The 16268-nt window shown below is 70.4% G+C and carries 17 protein-coding genes; 8 read left to right on the top strand and 9 right to left on the bottom strand.

Features of this window, described 5'->3' with window-relative positions:
• Positions 1 to 78 precede the first annotated feature (78 nt).
• Both ABZW11_RS22535 and ABZW11_RS22530 read right to left on the bottom strand, forming a co-directional pair.
• Positions 79 to 567 (bottom strand): GNAT family N-acetyltransferase, encoded by a 489-nt coding sequence (locus ABZW11_RS22535; RefSeq protein WP_355420119.1) that lies wholly within the window; start codon positions 565 to 567, stop codon positions 79 to 81.
• Positions 564 to 2105 carry an XRE family transcriptional regulator gene (locus ABZW11_RS22530; protein WP_355420116.1) on the bottom strand — a complete coding sequence of 514 codons (1542 nt, stop codon included), beginning with the start codon at positions 2103 to 2105 and terminating at the stop codon, positions 564 to 566. The genes ABZW11_RS22535 and ABZW11_RS22530 overlap by 4 nt, the downstream gene beginning before the upstream one ends.
• A 275-nt stretch (positions 2106 to 2380) precedes the next feature.
• Between ABZW11_RS22530 and ABZW11_RS22525 the strand changes: the two genes are divergently transcribed.
• The 4 genes from ABZW11_RS22525 (at position 2381) to ABZW11_RS22510 (ending at position 6036) form a co-directional block, all read left to right on the top strand.
• Positions 2381 to 2665: a hypothetical protein gene (locus ABZW11_RS22525; RefSeq protein ID WP_355420113.1), complete on the top strand. Its 285-nt coding sequence runs from the start codon at positions 2381 to 2383 to the stop codon at positions 2663 to 2665.
• A gap of 589 nt (positions 2666 to 3254) precedes the next feature.
• Positions 3255 to 4118: a mechanosensitive ion channel family protein gene (locus ABZW11_RS22520; protein ID WP_355420110.1), complete on the top strand. Its 864-nt coding sequence runs from the start codon at positions 3255 to 3257 to the stop codon at positions 4116 to 4118.
• A gap of 10 nt (positions 4119 to 4128) precedes the next feature.
• Positions 4129 to 4509 (top strand): globin, encoded by a 381-nt coding sequence (locus tag ABZW11_RS22515; RefSeq protein ID WP_355420107.1) that lies wholly within the window; start codon positions 4129 to 4131, stop codon positions 4507 to 4509.
• Positions 4510 to 4527: 18 nt separating this feature from the next.
• On the top strand, positions 4528 to 6036 hold the full coding sequence (locus ABZW11_RS22510) for an alpha-amylase family glycosyl hydrolase (protein ID WP_355420104.1): 1509 nt from the start codon (positions 4528 to 4530) through the stop codon (positions 6034 to 6036).
• Here ABZW11_RS22510 and ABZW11_RS22505 read toward each other — a convergent pair.
• Genes ABZW11_RS22505 through ABZW11_RS22495 form a run of 3 tightly spaced genes read right to left on the bottom strand, consistent with a single transcriptional unit; the run spans position 6031 to position 8225 of the window.
• Positions 6031 to 6324 (bottom strand): hypothetical protein, encoded by a 294-nt coding sequence (locus ABZW11_RS22505; protein WP_355420101.1) that lies wholly within the window; start codon positions 6322 to 6324, stop codon positions 6031 to 6033. The two genes, ABZW11_RS22510 and ABZW11_RS22505, sit on opposite strands and share 6 nt — an antisense overlap.
• Before the next feature lie 27 nt (positions 6325 to 6351).
• On the bottom strand, positions 6352 to 6771 hold the full coding sequence (locus ABZW11_RS22500; protein WP_355420098.1) for a thioesterase family protein: 420 nt from the start codon (positions 6769 to 6771) through the stop codon (positions 6352 to 6354).
• 23 nt (positions 6772 to 6794) lie between these two features.
• Positions 6795 to 8225: an MFS transporter gene (locus ABZW11_RS22495; RefSeq protein WP_355420095.1), complete on the bottom strand. Its 1431-nt coding sequence runs from the start codon at positions 8223 to 8225 to the stop codon at positions 6795 to 6797.
• Between the two features lie 76 nt (positions 8226 to 8301).
• Between ABZW11_RS22495 and ABZW11_RS22490 the strand changes: the two genes are divergently transcribed.
• Together ABZW11_RS22490 and ABZW11_RS22485 are read left to right on the top strand one after the other, a co-directional pair.
• Positions 8302 to 9201, top strand: a complete 900-nt coding sequence (locus tag ABZW11_RS22490) for an SDR family oxidoreductase (RefSeq protein ID WP_355420092.1) — start codon at positions 8302 to 8304, stop codon at positions 9199 to 9201.
• A gap of 1 nt (position 9202) precedes the next feature.
• Positions 9203 to 10021, top strand: coding sequence for a MaoC/PaaZ C-terminal domain-containing protein (locus ABZW11_RS22485; RefSeq protein WP_355420089.1), 819 nt, complete (start codon positions 9203 to 9205; stop codon positions 10019 to 10021).
• Here the strand turns inward: ABZW11_RS22485 and ABZW11_RS22480 are convergent.
• Positions 10018 to 10629: a TetR/AcrR family transcriptional regulator gene (locus ABZW11_RS22480; protein WP_355420086.1), complete on the bottom strand. Its 612-nt coding sequence runs from the start codon at positions 10627 to 10629 to the stop codon at positions 10018 to 10020. The two genes, ABZW11_RS22485 and ABZW11_RS22480, sit on opposite strands and share 4 nt — an antisense overlap.
• A 90-nt stretch (positions 10630 to 10719) precedes the next feature.
• Between ABZW11_RS22480 and ABZW11_RS22475 the strand changes: the two genes are divergently transcribed.
• Together ABZW11_RS22475 and ABZW11_RS22470 are read left to right on the top strand one after the other, a co-directional pair.
• Positions 10720 to 11892 (top strand): acyl-CoA dehydrogenase family protein, encoded by a 1173-nt coding sequence (locus tag ABZW11_RS22475; protein WP_355420083.1) that lies wholly within the window; start codon positions 10720 to 10722, stop codon positions 11890 to 11892.
• A gap of 5 nt (positions 11893 to 11897) precedes the next feature.
• Positions 11898 to 13985 carry an acetate--CoA ligase family protein gene (locus tag ABZW11_RS22470; RefSeq protein ID WP_355420080.1) on the top strand — a complete coding sequence of 696 codons (2088 nt, stop codon included), beginning with the start codon at positions 11898 to 11900 and terminating at the stop codon, positions 13983 to 13985.
• An 82-nt stretch (positions 13986 to 14067) separates the two neighbouring features.
• Here ABZW11_RS22470 and ABZW11_RS22465 read toward each other — a convergent pair whose 3' ends face one another.
• From ABZW11_RS22465 to ABZW11_RS22455, 3 genes are all read right to left on the bottom strand, one after another.
• Complete coding sequence (locus ABZW11_RS22465) at positions 14068 to 15195, bottom strand: thiolase (protein ID WP_355420077.1); 1128 nt, start codon at positions 15193 to 15195, stop codon at positions 14068 to 14070.
• Positions 15192 to 15599 (bottom strand): Zn-ribbon domain-containing OB-fold protein, encoded by a 408-nt coding sequence (locus tag ABZW11_RS22460; RefSeq protein WP_355420074.1) that lies wholly within the window; start codon positions 15597 to 15599, stop codon positions 15192 to 15194. The genes ABZW11_RS22465 and ABZW11_RS22460 overlap by 4 nt, the downstream gene beginning before the upstream one ends.
• Before the next feature lie 72 nt (positions 15600 to 15671).
• Positions 15672 to 16184, bottom strand: coding sequence for a VOC family protein (locus ABZW11_RS22455; RefSeq protein WP_355420071.1), 513 nt, complete (start codon positions 16182 to 16184; stop codon positions 15672 to 15674).
• Positions 16185 to 16268 lie beyond the last annotated feature (84 nt).

Below are 16268 nucleotides of genomic sequence, written 5' to 3'. Positions count from 1 at the left end.
TCCCGGGTGGCTTCACCGGGAAAGTCGAAGGCAGCGGCCCCAGGAGGGGGTGGATGGGGCCGTCGGGGGTGGTGCCGGCTAGCGTTCCATTACGGCTCGCGGGACCAGCCGTTTCTCGCCGTAGATCACGGTGAGGTCGCCGACCCGCTGGCGGGAGAGCTCACGCCATCCGCGGCGCTGATAGAGCGCCAGAGCGGCCTCCTGGTTGAGCGTGGTGTCGCCACGTACGCGCTGGAAGCCGAGCTCCACCGCGCGCCGCTCGATCGCGGCCAGCATGGCCGCCCCGAACCCGCGCCGCTGGAACTCCGGATGCACCCGCAGCCTGCAGACCTCGGCCGTGGCGGTGTCGACGGGTTTCAGCCCGCCCATCGCCACGATGCGTGAGCCCACCTCGCCCACCAGGAAGTCGCCGCCGCAGGCGAGGTAGATCTCCTGGATCCGCGGGAAGTCGTCGTCGTAGTAGACGCCGTCACCCGGGACCAGGCCCACCTCGGCGAGGCAGATCCGGTGGAGCGCGAGCAGGGTGTCGAGATCCGACCAGCGATAGCGCCTGATCTCCAGCTTCATGCATCGCCCCCTTGCATCTGGTGCTGTCTGGGCCGTCTGAGCTGCGCCAGATACTCATCGAGGTTCGGAGCGTTCGCCGCCTTGAGCCGATCGCCGAGCAGGATCGCGGGACGCACGATGAGGTCGGTGAGGTAGTCCACGGGGACCAGGCTGAGCGCCTTGGTCGCGATGGCCACCGCCTCCCCGACGTCACCGTCGAGCAGCTTGCACTGAGCCTGGTCGAGCCGGATGAGCGTCTGGTCGAGGATGTGGTCTTCGTATTTGCCGAGCGCCTGGTCGAGCACGACCTCCGCCTCTATCGTCTGGCCCAGCTTGGTGAGCACGTCGCCCTGGTAGAAGTAGAGCTGCTTCTCGGTGTAGCCGAAGGCGACGTCTTCGCGGTCTTCGGCCTTCATGTGGGAGAAGGCGTTCCTGGCCCGCGCGAGAGCGCGCTTGGCCTGGTCGACGATCTCCTTCTTGTTGTCGTTGCCGGCCAGCGCGGCCAGCGCCCTGGCCTCGACGACCGGGGCCATGGCCTGCGCCGGGCAGGGCGTGGAGCCGGCCATGTCGCGGCTCTTCTTGGCGAGGTTGAGCGCCTCGCGGGCGTCGCCGAAGTAGAGCGGCACGAGCGACTCGCGCGCGCAGATCCACGCGCGCAGCGCCCGGTCGCCGGTCTCGTCGGCGGCGGTGCGCCCCGTACGGAAGAACGAGCGGGCCAGCCGGTGATCGCCCAGGTTGATGAGGATCATCCCGCTCAGGCCGGACAGCTGGGCGGCCATCCTGCACAACCGCTCCTGCAGGTCGATCGGCTGGCGGCGGGACATCGCCGTGCGTACGGCGCTCAGCTCCAGCAGCACGTCGCACAGCAGCCGCAGCGGCGCCGTCGTCGTGTACTGGCGGCCGAAGCTGACCGTCGCCTCCTCCCACTGGTCGAGCATCGCGGCGGACACCGTGGCCGAGACCAGCGTCTCGTCCATCCGGCGCCGGATGCCCTCGCACGCCCCCAGCACCGGCCCGTCCAGCTTCGTGCCCTTGGCGTCGGTGTTGAGGAGGTTTAAGAGGGTGCGCCGGAGGATGTTCTCGTCCTCCTCGGCGTCGGGCTCGGGCTCCATCGGCTTGACCACCAGCTCGCGATCCTGCTGCTGGCAGCGGTCCTTGGAGTCACCGCCCACGACGCCCGGCATGCGGTGGCCGTGGCCGCAGATGCAGGGCGCGTCATAGCCCAGGGCGATCGGCTCGACCCGGTAGACCGTGCACAGATAATGCAGGTATTCCGGGCCCGGGCGTTTCAGCCCGCTCTCGTACGCCGACAACAGGGTCTCTCCGATGCCGGGCATCGGCTTGGAGTCGCGCTCGAACAGGGCTCTCACCTGTTCGATGACGTCGGCCAGCGCGATTCCGTAGGCCAGTCGATGCGCCTTGATGCGGGTCGTGCTGAACTGCGCCGTGCACGCCTCGTGGATCTCATCAGCTATCTGAGCCGACGTGCGGCCGGCGGCGAGGCCCCTGGCCCTGATCCGCCGGGCGATCTCCGTCTCTCGGTGCTGTCTGCCGGACATCCCGGCCCCTCTCGCGCAAGTCTCGACCGGTCCGCAACTGGTGACTCAGCGTAGTCCTCAAGTCGCTGTACGCCTACCCATGACTATGAAGCAATGACGACGGGATGGGAAACGCCGATAGGGAGCCTACGGTTAAGGATCGTCCTCCCGAGGACTGTTTCTTACAACCCACGAGTGAGAAGCGACTCCCCGTGAGCAAACAGCCCCGTTGCGCGAACCCTTGACTTGGGCCATCTTTGGCGCACCGGCAACGATTCCCAAGGGAGGGACGAACGGTGGGGGACGACAACTTCGAGCACCTTGAGCGTCTGGTGACCGAACTCGGCGCGCGCGGGCTGCTCGCACGAGTGGTCCGGACCCAGAGCGGGCGCACCTTCGTCCGGGTGATCAACCCGGACGCCACGAGCCTTTCCGAGAACGTCACGTGCCGCCCGGCCGCCGTCTCGGAGGTCTCGGCCTGGTGGTACTGCTGGTCCTGGGGCGACCGGATGCACACGGCCGACGACCCGGCCGGTGCGGCGAACAAGGTCGCCCGCGTGCTCGCCGTCGCGGGTGAGTGAACGGCGTGGTGATCCGGGTGGAGCGCAGCCACCGCGGCTCACCACGACCCGCGGCGGCTTCTGGGAGCCGGCGGGGTGACCGGTGCGGAGGGGCTCCGGCGTGCCCGGGCCCTTGGTCACCCCGCCGGTTCCGGCCGGCCGCACGTCACATGCCTCGTCATCGTCGCGAGGCCGTCCCTACGGCGCCGCCCGCCGTACGGGCTCTCAAGCCCCCGCCCGCATCACCGGGCGGGTGTTCGGGGGATCCCTCCCGGAACCGGCTCGGGACACGCTTCCGGGTGCGTGTCCCGTTCCGAGCCGTCCGTCATCGGAGCGCCGTCTCTCTCCCTCCGCGGCCCAGAGAGCCGGCGACCCCGTCTTCCCCGGCGTGATGTGACGGCGGGCGGTTCGGTCAGCGGTATTTTTGGATCGAAACGGTCCAATGGGCGACCGAACCGCTTCCGGAGGGGGATCCACCATAGTGTTACTGCTGGTGACGCCGGCACCACCATCCGCGTCTCCGTCACTTCTGCCGGACGTGGATCAGATGACCACGCAAATGTCCGCTGTCTGCCAAAGTGACACGGTCCTTTGCTCTACCCTGGTCAGGGTGTTCGGCAACGAGCCCTGGGCACCCCTGGTGTCCAGCGCGATAACCATCGTCCTGATCCTCGTGCTCGCCTTCGTTCTGCGGAACGTCGCGCACCGGATCATCACGAGGGTGGTCAACCGAGCGGCCACGGGTGGGTCGATCACGAGCCGGTTCCGCAAGGGAGCGGCTCCCGACGGCATCGACGCGCTGCTGCACGAGCGGCGCAAGCAGCGGGCAGAGACCATGGGGTCGGTGCTCAAGCACGTCGCCTCGATCGTGGTGCTCGGCACCGCGGCGCTGACCGTGCTCGACCGGCTGACCATCCCGATCGCGCCCCTGCTGACCAGCGTCGGCATCCTCGGCGTCGCGGTCGGCTTCGGCGCGCAGGAGCTGGTGAAGGACTTCATCGCCGGCATGTTCATGCTGCTGGAGGACCAGTACGGCGTCGGCGACGTGATCGACACGGGCGCCGCCGTGGGCACCGTCGAGGCGGTCACGCTGCGCATCACCCGGCTGCGCGACGCCGACGGCCGCGTGTGGTACATCCGCAACGGCACGATCACCCGGGTCGGCAACGAGTCGCAGGGGTGGTCGCGGGCGTACATGGACGTTCCCGTGGCGTACGACGCCGACGTGGTGGGCGTCAAGGTGCTGCTTGAGCAGGTGGCCGAGGAGATGTGGGCCGACTCCGAGCTGCGCGAGAGCAAGATCGTCGAGGAGCCGCAGGTCTACGGCGTCGAGCAGCTGTCCGACAGCTCGCTGGTGTTCCGCATCACCACCAAGACGCTGCCGTCGGCGCAGCCCGAGGTGGCGCGCGAGATGCGGCTGCGGGTCAAGTCGGCGCTCGACACCGCGGGCGTTCAGATGGTGGGCAGCGCCTAAGCTAGGGATCGTGACAGAGACCTCCTTTTACGACGCCGTCGGGGGCGAGGAGACGTTCCGGCGCCTCGTACATCGCTTCTACGAGGGGGTCGCGGAAGACCCGCTGCTGCGGCCGCTCTATCCGGAGCCCGATCTCACGGGCGCGGAAGAGCGGCTGCGCGGATTCCTGGTCCAATACTGGGGCGGTCCCAAGACCTACAGCGAGCAGCGCGGCCACCCCCGGCTGCGCATGCGGCACATGCCGTTCGTCATCGGCGAGCCCGAGCGCAATGCCTGGCTGCGGCACATGCGTGACGCGGTCGACTCGCTCGACCTGCCGGAGGAGCAGGACAAGCGGCTCTGGGACTATCTGGTCTACGCGGCCCACAGCTTGGTGAATTCCCCCACATAACGGGGCATGACACGCCACATGGATATCCCCTGGTGGCGTGACGCAGTCGTCTACGAGATCTATGTCCGCAGCTTCGCCGACGCCTCGGGAGACGGCGTCGGCGATCTCGCCGGCATCCGCGAGCGCCTGCCCTATCTGCGGCGGCTGGGCGTGGACGCCGTCTGGCTGACCCCGTTCTACCCCTCCCCCATGGCCGACGGCGGCTACGACGTGGCCGACTACCGCGGCGTCGATCCGATGTTCGGCTCGCTGGACGACTTCGACGCACTGGTGACGCTGGCGCACGAGCTGGGGCTGCGGGTGCTCGTGGACGTCGTGCCCAACCACAGCTCGTCGGCGCATCCCTGGTTCCAGGAGGCGCTGCGCGGGGTGGGCCGCGACCGCTACATCTTCCGCGACCACACCAACAACTGGAAGTCCACCTTCAGCGGATCCGCCTGGACGCAGACGCCCGACGGGCAGTACTACCTGCATCTGTTCGCGCCCGAGCAGCCCGACTTCAACTGGCGCAACCGCGAGGTGCACGAGGAGTTCCTGGACGTGCTGCGCTTCTGGCTGGAGCGCGGCGTGGACGGGTTCCGCATCGACGTGGCGATGGGGCTCTACAAGGCGGAAGGGCTGCCCGACGTGGACGACCAGTCGTTCGCCTCGGTCTCGCCGGTGTGGGGGCAGCCGGAGGTGCACGGCGTCTACCGCGAGTGGCGGCGGCTGCTCGATTCCTACCCGGGGGAGCGGATGGCGGTGGGCGAGGTGTGGACCGACGACGCCGAGGACCTCGCCCGCTACGTACGCCCCGACGAGCTGCACCAGAGCTTCAACTTCGCCTGGCTGGAGGCGCCGTGGTCGGCCACCGCGTTCCGCAAGGTGATCGACGACACGCTGGCGGCGGTGCCGTACGCGACGTGGGTGCTGTCCAACCACGACGTCGTACGCCACCGCACCCGCTACGGGACGGACGATCCGGGCGCGGGCCTGGCACGGGCCAGGGCGGCGCTGCTGACGATGCTGGCGCTGCCCGGCTCCGCCTACCTCTACCAGGGTGAGGAGCTGGGGCTGCCGGAGGTGACCGACCTGCCGGACGTCGCCAGGCAGGACCCCATCTTCTTCCGGTCGAAGGGCGAGCTGCCGGGGCGCGACGGGTGCCGGGTGCCGATCCCGTGGACGGTCGATCCGCCGTCCCACGGGTTCTCGCCGGGCGGGGTGGAGCCGTGGCTGCCCCAGCCGGAGTCGTTCGCGGAGCTGAGCGTGGAGAAGCAGGAAGGGGTGGCGGACTCGACGCTGGAGTTCTACCGGCGGGCCCTGGCGCTGCGCCGCGAGCTGGCGGGAGAGATTCCTTACACCTTGGAGTGGCTCGACTCTCCCGAGGGAGTGCTTTTCTTCACCAGGGGTCCGCTGATCTGCGCACTCAACTGCGGCACGGGCCCGGTGCACCTGCCCGAGCACACCGAGGTGCTGCTGACGAGCGGCCCGCTCAAGCGCGGCCTACTGCCGCAGGACACGGCGGTGTGGCTGCGCCGCGCCTCATGAGCGGTCGGCGCGCAGCGGGATGACCGGCAGCGAGACCAACGCGCAGCCGAGGCCGGCGGCGAAGCCCGCCCAGTAGCCGGCGCCCTCGATGAGCAGGCCCGCGAGCGGGGTGGCGACGAGGGCACAGAGGATGCCGATCGCCGGGGCGTTCCCTATCAGGCCACCCACCGGCAGCGAGACATCGAAATGTCGCAAGATTTCGGGCATGACCAGGGGCAGTCCGAACAGCCCCAGAGTGACGCTGGCGTGCGCGTTGACGCCCAGCGCCAGCATCCACCACCGCTTCATGCGCCCCTTGTCATCGGCGGGGGCGCGTCATTCGGCGTAACGCTTGAGGTAGGCCAGCTCGCTCTCGGTCAGGCGGCGGGGCGCGGCCCGCTCGACGTCGTAAGCCGCGAGCACCGACGTCGCGGTCACGTAGAGGTCCTCGTCGTCGCGGATCTCGTAACGCAGCGCGAACCGTACCGCCCGGATCTCCGTCACCCAGGTCTCGACGCGTACGGGCGCCGCGCGGAAGCCGAGCGGGCGCCGGTAGTCGATCTCGTGACGCGTCACGACCAGCCCCTTGAAGGGCTCCGCACCCTCGTTGTACGGGTCGATGCTCAACATGCCGAACCGCGCGTCCTCGAGGTAGTCGAGGAAGCGCACGTTGTTCACATGACCTTGAGAGTCGACGTCACCGAATCTCACCACGCGGGGATAGATGTGCCGTCGGGCCGGGGAAGGTTCGTCCACGTCCGCCACCGTACCGGGCCACGTCAGGTGGCCTTGCGCCGGGCCAGGCAGGTCAGCACGGTCAGCACCGACACCGCGGCCATCGTGCCGAGCGCCCACCGGTAGCCGGTGACGAGCTGCCCGACCGCCTCGCCGGAGAGCAGGCCGAGCGTGCCGGCGAAGACCTGCTGGTGCAGCGCGGCGGGCAGCGGCGCGACGAGGATCGACAGCACCATGCCGGTGCCGACGACGTTGCCGGTGTTCTGCAGCATGAGCCGCATGGCGTTGACGATGCCGAGCCGGTTCGACGGCAGGCCGTCGAGGATGGCGGTGTTGTTGGACGGCAGGAAGATCCCGGAGCCGAGGCCGATGAGCACGAGCCCGGTGGCGACGGCCGGATAGGGCATCGTCGTGGACATCACCGCCATCATGACCGCGAGGCCGCAGGTGGTGGTCGCGGCCCCGGCCACGGCGAGGGTGCGGGCGCTGAAGCGGCGCTGCAGGAAGCCGGAGACGACCGAGGCGCACAGGGCGGCCACGGCCAGCGGCAGCACCTTGAGCCCTGCCTGTACGGGATCGTCACCGCGGACGGCCTGGAAGTAGAGCGCGACGAGGAAGACCATGCCCATGCGCGCGACGGCGTTGAGGAACGAGGCGAGCGTCCCGAAGGCGAAGGACGGCTCGCGGAAGAGGCTCATGTCCACCACGGGGTGGGCGGCCCTGCGCTCCCTGAGCACGAACAGCGGCAGCCCCACGACGAAGGCCACCGCGCCGCCGAGCACCAGCGGATGCTGCCAGCCGAGCCTGGTGAACTCCGACAGTGCCAGCAGCAGCCCGCCCAGCGTCAGCAGCACGAGCAGGCTGCCCGGCCCGTCGAGCCCGCCGTCGCGCCGGGCGGGCGCCGTCCTGCGCAGCGTGATCGAGCCCCACAGCAGGCAGAGCAGCCCGATCGGCACGTTGAACCAGAACACCCATCGCCAGCCCAGGCTCTCGGCCAGCACGCCGCCCAGCGTGGGGCCGATCAGCCCGGCGATGGAGAACGAGGCGACGTACACGCCCATGCCCTCGCCCAGCCGCTCGCGCGGGAAGGCGTCGCTGACCAGGGCCGCGCTGTTGGTGAGCAGCATGGCGGCGCCCGCCGCCTGCACCACCCGCATGGCGACGACCAGCCAGGCGTTGGGGGCGAGCCCGGCGAGCAGCGCGGCCCCCGTGTACGTGGCCAGCCCCAGCAGGTACATCCTGCGCCTGCCGAACAAGTCGGCCAGCCTGCCGAATACCACCATGAGGACGGTCGTGGTCAACTGGTAGCCGAGGAGTATCCAGCTCGCCGCGGTGGCGTCGGCGCCGGTGTTCCGCGCGATCTCGGGGAGCGCGACGTTGATCGCGCTGCCACCGAGCCCGGTCAGGACGCTGGCCAGGCTCACGACCGACAGGGTTCGCCAGGCGTAGCCGAGGGTCGGGGTGGTCGCCGCCACAAGCCCTTATCCTTTCTAGATTTGAATACTAGAATCCTATTCGCATCGTTCGCCGGTCAAGGATTCGAGGTGTCGGATGAGCGGGATAGTCGAGGGCCGCGTGGTGATCGTCACGGGCGCGGCCAGGGGCATCGGACGGGGACACGCCCTGGAGTTCGCCAGGCAGGGCGCGAAGGTGGTGGTCAACGACCTCGGAGCGGAGGTGGACGGCACCGGCTCGTCGGGAGCGGCGGCCGAGGTGGTGGCGGAGATCGAGGCCATGGGCGGCCAGGCGATCGTCAACGGCGAGGACGTCTCCGACTTCGACGGCGCCGAGCGGCTGGTCCGCGCCGCCATCGACCATTTCGGCACGCTCGACGTGCTGGTCAACAACGCGGGCATCCTGCGCGACCGGATGCTGGTGAACATGACCGCCGAGGAGTGGGACGCGGTCATCAGGGTGCACCTGCGCGGCACGTTCGCGCCCCTGCGCCACGCCGCCGCCTACTGGCGCTCGAAGGCCAAGGCGGGCGAGCAGGTGGACGCCCGCATCATCAACACGACCTCGTCCTCGGGCATCTACGGCAACCCCGGACAGGGTAACTACGGCGCCGCGAAGGCCGGCATAGCGGGTCTGACCGTCATCGCCGCCAGGGAGCTGGAGCGCTACGGCGTGACGGTCAACGCGATCGCGCCCGCCGCGCTCACCCGCATGACCGAGAACCTGCTGCCGAAGGGCGCCACCGGCGCCGACCCCGACGACATCGCGCCGCTGGTCGTGTGGCTGTCCAGCGCGGAGGCCAGGAGCATCACCGGGCGGGTCTTCAACGTGCGCGGCGGGGTGATCAGCGTGGCCGAGGGCTGGCACGCGGGGCCCGGCGTGGACAAGGGCGGTCGCTGGGACCCGGCCGAGCTGGGCTCGGTCATCCCCGCGCTGGTCGAGAAGGCCGCGCCCAACGCGCTGACCAACGGCCGCATCCCCGGGCGGGAGGACTGACATGGCCCTCGATCACAGCGTGATCGGCGTCGAGAGCCCGCCACACGAGCGCAGGTGGACGGCCAAGGACACCATGCTGTACGCGCTCGGCGTCGGCGCCGGCACCGCCGAGCTGGAGTTCACCACGGAGAAGGGGCAGCGGGTGCTGCCGACGTTCGCGGTGCTGGCCGCGCAGGCGCCCGGACGACGGCTCGGCGGCTTCGACCCGGCCATGCTGGTCCACGCCGAGCAGGGCTTCGAGCTGCACCGGGAGCTGCCCGCGGCGGGTGGCGTGCGGACCACCTCGAAGGTGACCGGCATCTACGACAAGGGCTCGGGCGCGCTGGTCACCTCCGAGGCCAGGGCCGTCGATCTCGACACCGGCGACCTGGTCATCTCGTCCTACAGCTCGGTGTTCATCAGGGGCGAGGGCGGGTTCGGGGGCGACCGGGGGCCGCGCGACGCCTGGGCGGCGCCGGACCGGGCGCCCGACCACAAGGTGACGTACCCGACGTATCCGGAGCAGGCGCTCATCTACCGGCTGTCGGGCGACTACAACCCGCTGCACAGCGACCCGGAGTTCGCCGCCAGGGCCGGGTTCGACCGGCCGATCCTGCACGGGCTGTGCACGTACGGGGTGACCGGCAGGGCGCTGCTGCACGCGGTGGCGGGCTCCGACCCGGCGCGCTTCAAGGCGATGTCGGGGCGCTTCTCCAGCCCGGTCTTCCCCGGTGAGTCGCTGACCGTCTCAATCTGGGCGGACGGCACGGAGGTGCTGTTCAGGACCGCGAAGGACGACGGCACCGTGGTGATCGACCGGGGCCGCGCGACGATCGGCTAGCCCTCGCGCAGCTCTCTGAGGGGGTCGAGGCGGTGGATGAGCGTCACCGCCGCCTCGATCACCTCCTGCGCCTCCTCCTCGTTGTCGGAGGTGGCGACCTCGCGGGCGGCCTCGCCGATGATGCTGGTCAGCACGGCCACCGTGAACCGGTCGAGCGGGTCGCCGCCGGCGCCGAGCAGCACCGCGTTCTGGCGTACCCACTCGCGCCCGCGGGTGCGGCGGATCAGCTCGAAACCAGGAGGGCCGTCGCCGTCGATGAAGAGCCTGACCAGGTCGCGGCGCTCCCACGCGCCCGCGAGATAGGCCCGCGCGCCCGCGATCAGCAGCTCGACCGGGTCGGTGACCCCCTCTTTCCTGGCTTTGGCCACGCTGGCGGCCGACGCCTGCTCGTGGGCGGCCTGGTGGTCCTCATAGAGGGCGAGGAAGAGCTCCGTCTTGCCACCGAAGTGGTGGTAGAGGCTGCCCACGCTGGACCCGGCGCGGGCGACGACGTCGGAGACGTTGGAGTCGGCGAAGCCGTGCTCGCTGAAGACCTCACGGGCGGCCTGCAGCATGCTCTTGCGGGTCTGGGCCGTACGGCTCCACTCCCACGAGGACTTGCGTGCCATGCGCCTATCGTAGCGCGGCGAATTCTAGAATCCGATTCTTGACACTGGACGACATAGGCTAGAACCTCTTCCTAGAGAACGATTCTAGAAATGCCCTGGGAGGCGGCTGTGGACTTCTCGCTCACCCCCGAGGAACGGCAGATCCGTGACACCGTCCGGTCCTTCATCGAGAAGGAGGTCATGCCGCTGGAGCCGGAGGTCCTGCGCAACGAGCGCGAGGGCCGCCCCGGCCTGGACGCCGACGTGCTGCGCGACCTGCGCGCCAAGGCCAGGAAGTCGGGCTTCTGGGGCATCAACACTCCCGAGGAGTACGGCGGCGCCGCCCTCGGCCCCATCATGTCCGCGATCATCGCCATGGAGATCGGCAGGACGTTCGTGCCGTTCTCGTTCGGCGGCAGCGCCGACAACATCCTGTACGCCGGCACCGACGAGCAGAAGCAGCGCTACCTGATCCCCACCATCGAGGGCGAGCGCCGCTCCTGTTTCGCCATCACCGAGCCCGGCGCCGGCTCCGACGCCCGCAACATCCGCACCCGCGCCACCCGCGACGGCGCCGAGTGGGTGATCAACGGCGAGAAGACGTTCATCACCGGCGGCAACGAGGCCGACTTCGTCATGGTCTTCGCCCTGGCCGAGGAGCACGGCGTCACCTGCTTCCTGGTGGACAGGGACATGGGCTGGACGTCCGAGCCGATCCCGACCATGGGCCAGTGGGGCCCCGCCTCGCTGGTGTTCCAGGACGTCCGGGTGCCGGAGGAGAACATCCTCGGGGAGCTGGGCAAGGGCTTCGAGCTGGCCATGCAGTGGATCGGCCAGGGCCGCTACATGATTCCCGCGCGCGCCATCGGCTCGGCCGAGCGCATGCTGCAGATGGCCGTCGACTACGCCAAGATCCGCAAGTCGATGGGCCAGACCATCTCGAACTACCAGGCCATCCAGTGGATGATCGCCGACTCCCAGGTGGAGATCGAGGCCGCCAAGTGGCTCACGCTGTACGCCGCCTGGCAGGTGAGCCAGGGCATGGACGCCCGGCACGCCTCCTCCATCGCCAAGCTCAACGGCGCCGTCATGGCGAACCAGGTCGTGGACCGGGTGCTGCAGATCCACGGCGGCATGGGATACACCAAGGAGCTGCCGATCGAGCGGTGGTATCGCGAGCTGCGCCTGCTGCGCATCTTCGAGGGCACCGACGAGATCCAGCGGCGCACGATCGCCCGCAACCTGATCAAGGGGCACGCTCGGCTCGGCCTCATCGGAGAGTGAAGGGCATGTCCGTCCGCGAACTGTTCAACCCGCGCTCGATCGCCCTGGTCGGCGCGACGGACAAGTCCGGCTGGTCCATCAGCACGCTGAACAACCTGCGCGCGCACGGGTTTCCCGGGCCCGTGCACCTGGTCAACCCCCGGGGTGGCGTGGTGCACGGGATGCCGGCGCACAAGAGCCTCACCGAGATCGCCGAACCCGTGGATCTCGCGTACGTGATGGTGCCCACCACCGCCGTGCTGGGCGTGCTGCGTGAGGGCGCCAAGCTGGGCATCGGCTGCTACGTGATCCTCACGGCCGGGTTCGGCGAGGCGGGCGAGGAGGGGGCCCGGCTGGAGGCCGAGATCGCGGGGTTCGCCGTGGAGCAAGGGCTGACCATCCTCGGGCCCAACGGCAACGGCTACATCAACGCCGCCGCGGGCGTGACCCCGTACGGGCTGCCGATCCCGCCGCCGCTGCTGCGCGGCGAGGTCGGCGTGGTGCTGCAGAGCGGCGCGCTGGCCAGCTCGGTGCTCTCCTTCGCGCAGGCCCGCAACGTCGGCATCAGCCTGCTCACCTCCATGGGCAACGAGGCCGTCGTGAGCGTCACCGACGTCATCGACTACCTCGTGGACGACCCGGCCACCCGGGTCATCGCGCTGTTCCTGGAGACGATCAGGAACCCGGCCGAGTTCTCCCGGGTGGCGCGGCGGGCGCTGGAGGCGGGCAAGCCGATCGTGGCGCTCAAGATCGGCCGCAGCACGCTCGCCTCGCACACCGCCCAGGCCCACACCGGCGCGCTGGTGGGCGACGACGACGTGATCGACGTGGCGCTGCGCCGGCTCGGGGTGATCCGGGTGAGCTCGCTGGAAGATCTCATCATCACCTCCGGGCTGCTGGCCTCCAGCGGGCCGCTGCCGGGGCCGCGCGTGGGCGTCGTGACGCCGTCGGGCGGCGCGTCGGAGATCATCGCCGACCGGGCCGAGGACGAAGGGCTGGAGCTGCCGGCGTTCGCACCGGAGACGGTCGAGCGGCTCAGGGAGATCGTGCCGGCCTTCGGCACCGTGCAGAACCCGCTCGACGTCACCGGGTACGTGCTCATCGACCGCACCCTGCTCGGCCGCGCGCTCGACGTGGTCACCGCCGACCCGAACATCGACCTCGTCATGCTGCTGTCCGAGCCGCCCAAGATCGCGCCGCCCGACCCGGCCCCCGTCCTGGCCCAGTACACCGCCAGCGCCGAGCGCATCGCGGCCTCGCGGGTGCCGGTCGTGGTGGTGAGCAACGTGCTGACCGACGTGACCGCGTTCGGGCGGCAGGTGCAGCAGGAGACCGGGTTCCCGTACGTGGCGGGCGGGATCGAGCACGGCATGCACGCCATCGGGGCCGCCGTACGGTGGTCGCGGACGCGGGCCAGGGTGCTGTCCCGGCCCGAGCCCATCCTTCGCGCCGAGGGGACGCTGCGCCCGCCCGGCGCGCACGGGGTGTGGGCCGAGCACCGCGCCGCCGCGCTGCTGGCCTCCTCCGGGCTGCCGGTCGTGCCGTCGGACCTGGCCCGCTCGGAGGAGGAGGCGGTCGCCGCCGCCGGCCGGTTCGGTCATCCCGTGGTGCTCAAGGCCGCCGCAGAAGGGCTGGGGCACAAGAGCGACGTCGGCGGGGTCAGGCTCGGGCTCTCCGCCGAGGAGGACGTGCGGCGGGCGTACCGGGAGGTGGTGGCCGCGGTGCCGTCGCTCGACGGCGTGCTCGTCCAGCCGCAGCGCAGCGGCGGGATCGAGCTGCTGGTCGGCGTCGTCCGCGACCCCGCCTGGGGGCTCACGCTGGCCGTGGGGCTCGGCGGGGTCTGGGTCGAGGTGCTGCGCGACACCGCGCTGCGGGTGCTGCCGGTGGACGCGGACGAGGTGCGCACGGCGCTGGCGGAGCTGCGCGGCGCGGCCCTGCTGGACGGCGTGCGCGGCGGCCCCGCCGCGGACCTGGAGGCGGTGGCGGACGTCGTGGCCCGCGTCGCTTCGTTCGCCGAGTCGCTGGGCGACGGGCTGGAGTCCCTGGAGATCAACCCGCTGCTCGTCACCGGCTCCCGCGTCGAAGCGCTCGACGCACTGATCACCTGGCGCTGACCCCGCCCGTGGTTCGTGGGCCCCTCGGCCCCTCGGTCCCCCGGTTCGGGGAGGGACGCCCTCTCAGGCGCCCCTCCCCTGCTCAGGGCAGGCGGTCGGACAGGACGAGGGTGGCGGCCGAGGCGAACATGCCGCCGTTGCCCAGGACCACGCTCACCTCCACGCCGGGCACCTGTGCCGCCGCCTCGCCGCGCAGCTGGCGCACCGACTCCTGGATGGCGAACATGCCGTACATGCCGGTGTGCGTGTAGGACAGGCCGCCTCCGTTGGTGTTGAGCGGCAGCCGGCCGCCCGGCGAGGTGTGGCCCTCGGCGATGAACGCCCCCGCCTCGCCGCGCCCGACGAAGCCCAGGTCCTCCAGGCCGTAGAGCGGCACGTGGGCGAAGGCGTCGTACACCATGAGATGGTCGACGTCCGCATGGGTGATCTTCGCCTCGGCGAAGGCCGCCTCGCCTGAGAGGCGGAAGCCCTTGGAGGTGGTGAAGTCCTCCATCTGGGAGATGATCGGCGACTCGGCCGCCTCCCCCGAGCCCAGCAGGTAGACCGGGGAGCGCCGGGCCCGCTCGGGCGTGGTGACGATCAGCGCGCCGCCGCCGTCGGTGACCAGGCAGCACTCCAGCAGGTGGAAGGGGTAGGCGACCAGGCGCGAGGCGAGCACGTCCTCGACCGTGATGAGGTCGCGGTACATGGCCCTGGGGTTGAGGTGCGACCAGCGCCGCTGCGCCACCGCGACCTCGGCGAGCTGCTCGTGGGTGAGCCCGGTCTCCTTCATGTAGCGCAGCGCGGTGATGGTGAACGACGTGGGCGGGCCGACCACCCCGTACGGCAGCTCGAACTGGCCGAGCAGCGAGTCGGGCCCCATACCGTGGCGACCGGCCCCGACCCGCGAGCGCCCTGACTCGCCGTGCGTGATGAGCACGGTGTGGCACATCCCCGCCCTGATCGCGGCGGCCGCGTGCCGGACGTGGAAGAGGAACGACGAACCGCCCACGCCCGTGCCGTCCAGCCAGGCGGGCGTGACGCCGAGGGCATGGGCGATCTGGATCGGGCCCGGCGCGCCGACCGTGGCGATGCCGTCGACGTCGTGGATGGTCATGCCCGCGTCGGCGAGGGCGTTCCTGGCGGCCTCCAGGTGGAGCTGCAGCGTGGAGTGGCCGGGCAGGCGGCCCACCTCGTCGGTCTCGGCGGCGCCGGCGATCACCACGGTCATCGGGCACCTCCGGCCGGCTCGAACAGCGGCACGGTGACCTCGCCCCGCCGCTCGAACACCACCTGCAGCTCCATGTCCAGGGGCAGGTTCTCGGGGACGTTCGGCACGCCCACGATGTTAGTCATCATCCGCACGCCCTCCTCCAGCTCCACGACGGCGATCGCGTACGGGGCCTCCTCCTCGAAGCCCGGCGCCGGACGGTGGTTGATGACGTACGAGTAGAGGGTCGCCCGCCCGCTGGCGCGGACCCATTCGACCTGGTCGCCGCCGCACCGGGGGCAGGTGGGGCGGGGGTAGAAGTAGGGGCGCTCGCAGGTGGTGCAGCGCTGGATCCGCAGCTCGCCCGCGGCCGTCCCGTCCCAGAAGGGCTGGGTCTCCGGTGTGGGCTTAGGTGCCGGCTTCATCAGCCTCCCCAATCCTAGTTCTAGAATTCCACTCTAGATCTAAGTTCTGCCACACCTCAAGGGCCCTGACGCTCAGGGGCTGGGGATGCCGTTGCCGTTCCTGCCGCGGCCGGCCAGCACGTCCTCCAAGGTCGGACGCTCCTCGGCGGGCTCGCGCGGCCCCGGCTGGGCGAGCTGGATGAGCACCCCGTGCGCCTCCTTGGGGTGCAGGAACACCTCCTGCCAGCGCGGATCCGACCGGTTGAGCCCGTGCAGCCGGTAGCCGCGCCCGGTCAGCCTGGCCACCGCCGCGCCGAGGTCATCGACGTGGAAGTTGAGGTGGTGGACGCCGCCCCTGCCCCTGGTGAGCTCGAAGAAGCTGTCGAAGAACGTCGATCCGGCCAGCGGCTCCATCAGCTCGACCTTGCCGCCGTTGCCGTACGTGAGCTGCAGCGTGCGGTAGCCGGCCCGCAGGTTGTCACCGCCGCCGCCGAGATGCCGGCCGCCCAGCAGGTCGCGGTAGATCGGCAGCAAGTCCCTGATCCGGGGCGCCGCCACGGCGGTGTGGTCGAAGTGTACGTCGAGGCCGTCCAGTTCCAGGTTCACGCGGGGGGCTCCTCGCTCTCGGCAATCCTAGAATTTCATTCTAGCCACGGACCCGGCCTCACACCCTTGACGGAGCCAATGGTG

Origin of the sequence: Nonomuraea sp. NPDC004580 (assembly GCF_040609855.1) — a bacterium.
In the GTDB taxonomy this organism is placed as follows: domain Bacteria; phylum Actinomycetota; class Actinomycetes; order Streptosporangiales; family Streptosporangiaceae; genus Nonomuraea; species Nonomuraea salmonea.
The sequence above is the reverse complement of the archived record's forward strand: the minus strand, read 5'-3'. Positions and strand labels throughout refer to the sequence as shown.

Coding starts and splice junctions, on each gene's coding strand:
- ABZW11_RS22535 (WP_355420119.1), bottom strand. CDS start 567: ATGAAGCTGGAGATCAGGCGCTATCGCTGGTCGGATCTCGACACCCTG.
- ABZW11_RS22530 (WP_355420116.1), bottom strand. CDS start 2,105: ATGTCCGGCAGACAGCACCGAGAGACGGAGATCGCCCGGCGGATCAGG.
- ABZW11_RS22510 (WP_355420104.1), top strand. CDS start 4,528: ATGGATATCCCCTGGTGGCGTGACGCAGTCGTCTACGAGATCTATGTC.
- ABZW11_RS22505 (WP_355420101.1), bottom strand. CDS start 6,324: ATGAAGCGGTGGTGGATGCTGGCGCTGGGCGTCAACGCGCACGCCAGC.
- ABZW11_RS22490 (WP_355420092.1), top strand. CDS start 8,302: ATGAGCGGGATAGTCGAGGGCCGCGTGGTGATCGTCACGGGCGCGGCC.
- ABZW11_RS22485 (WP_355420089.1), top strand. CDS start 9,203: ATGGCCCTCGATCACAGCGTGATCGGCGTCGAGAGCCCGCCACACGAG.
- ABZW11_RS22480 (WP_355420086.1), bottom strand. CDS start 10,629: ATGGCACGCAAGTCCTCGTGGGAGTGGAGCCGTACGGCCCAGACCCGC.
- ABZW11_RS22475 (WP_355420083.1), top strand. CDS start 10,720: ATGCCCTGGGAGGCGGCTGTGGACTTCTCGCTCACCCCCGAGGAACGG.
- ABZW11_RS22470 (WP_355420080.1), top strand. CDS start 11,898: ATGTCCGTCCGCGAACTGTTCAACCCGCGCTCGATCGCCCTGGTCGGC.
- ABZW11_RS22465 (WP_355420077.1), bottom strand. CDS start 15,195: ATGACCGTGGTGATCGCCGGCGCCGCCGAGACCGACGAGGTGGGCCGC.
- ABZW11_RS22460 (WP_355420074.1), bottom strand. CDS start 15,599: ATGAAGCCGGCACCTAAGCCCACACCGGAGACCCAGCCCTTCTGGGAC.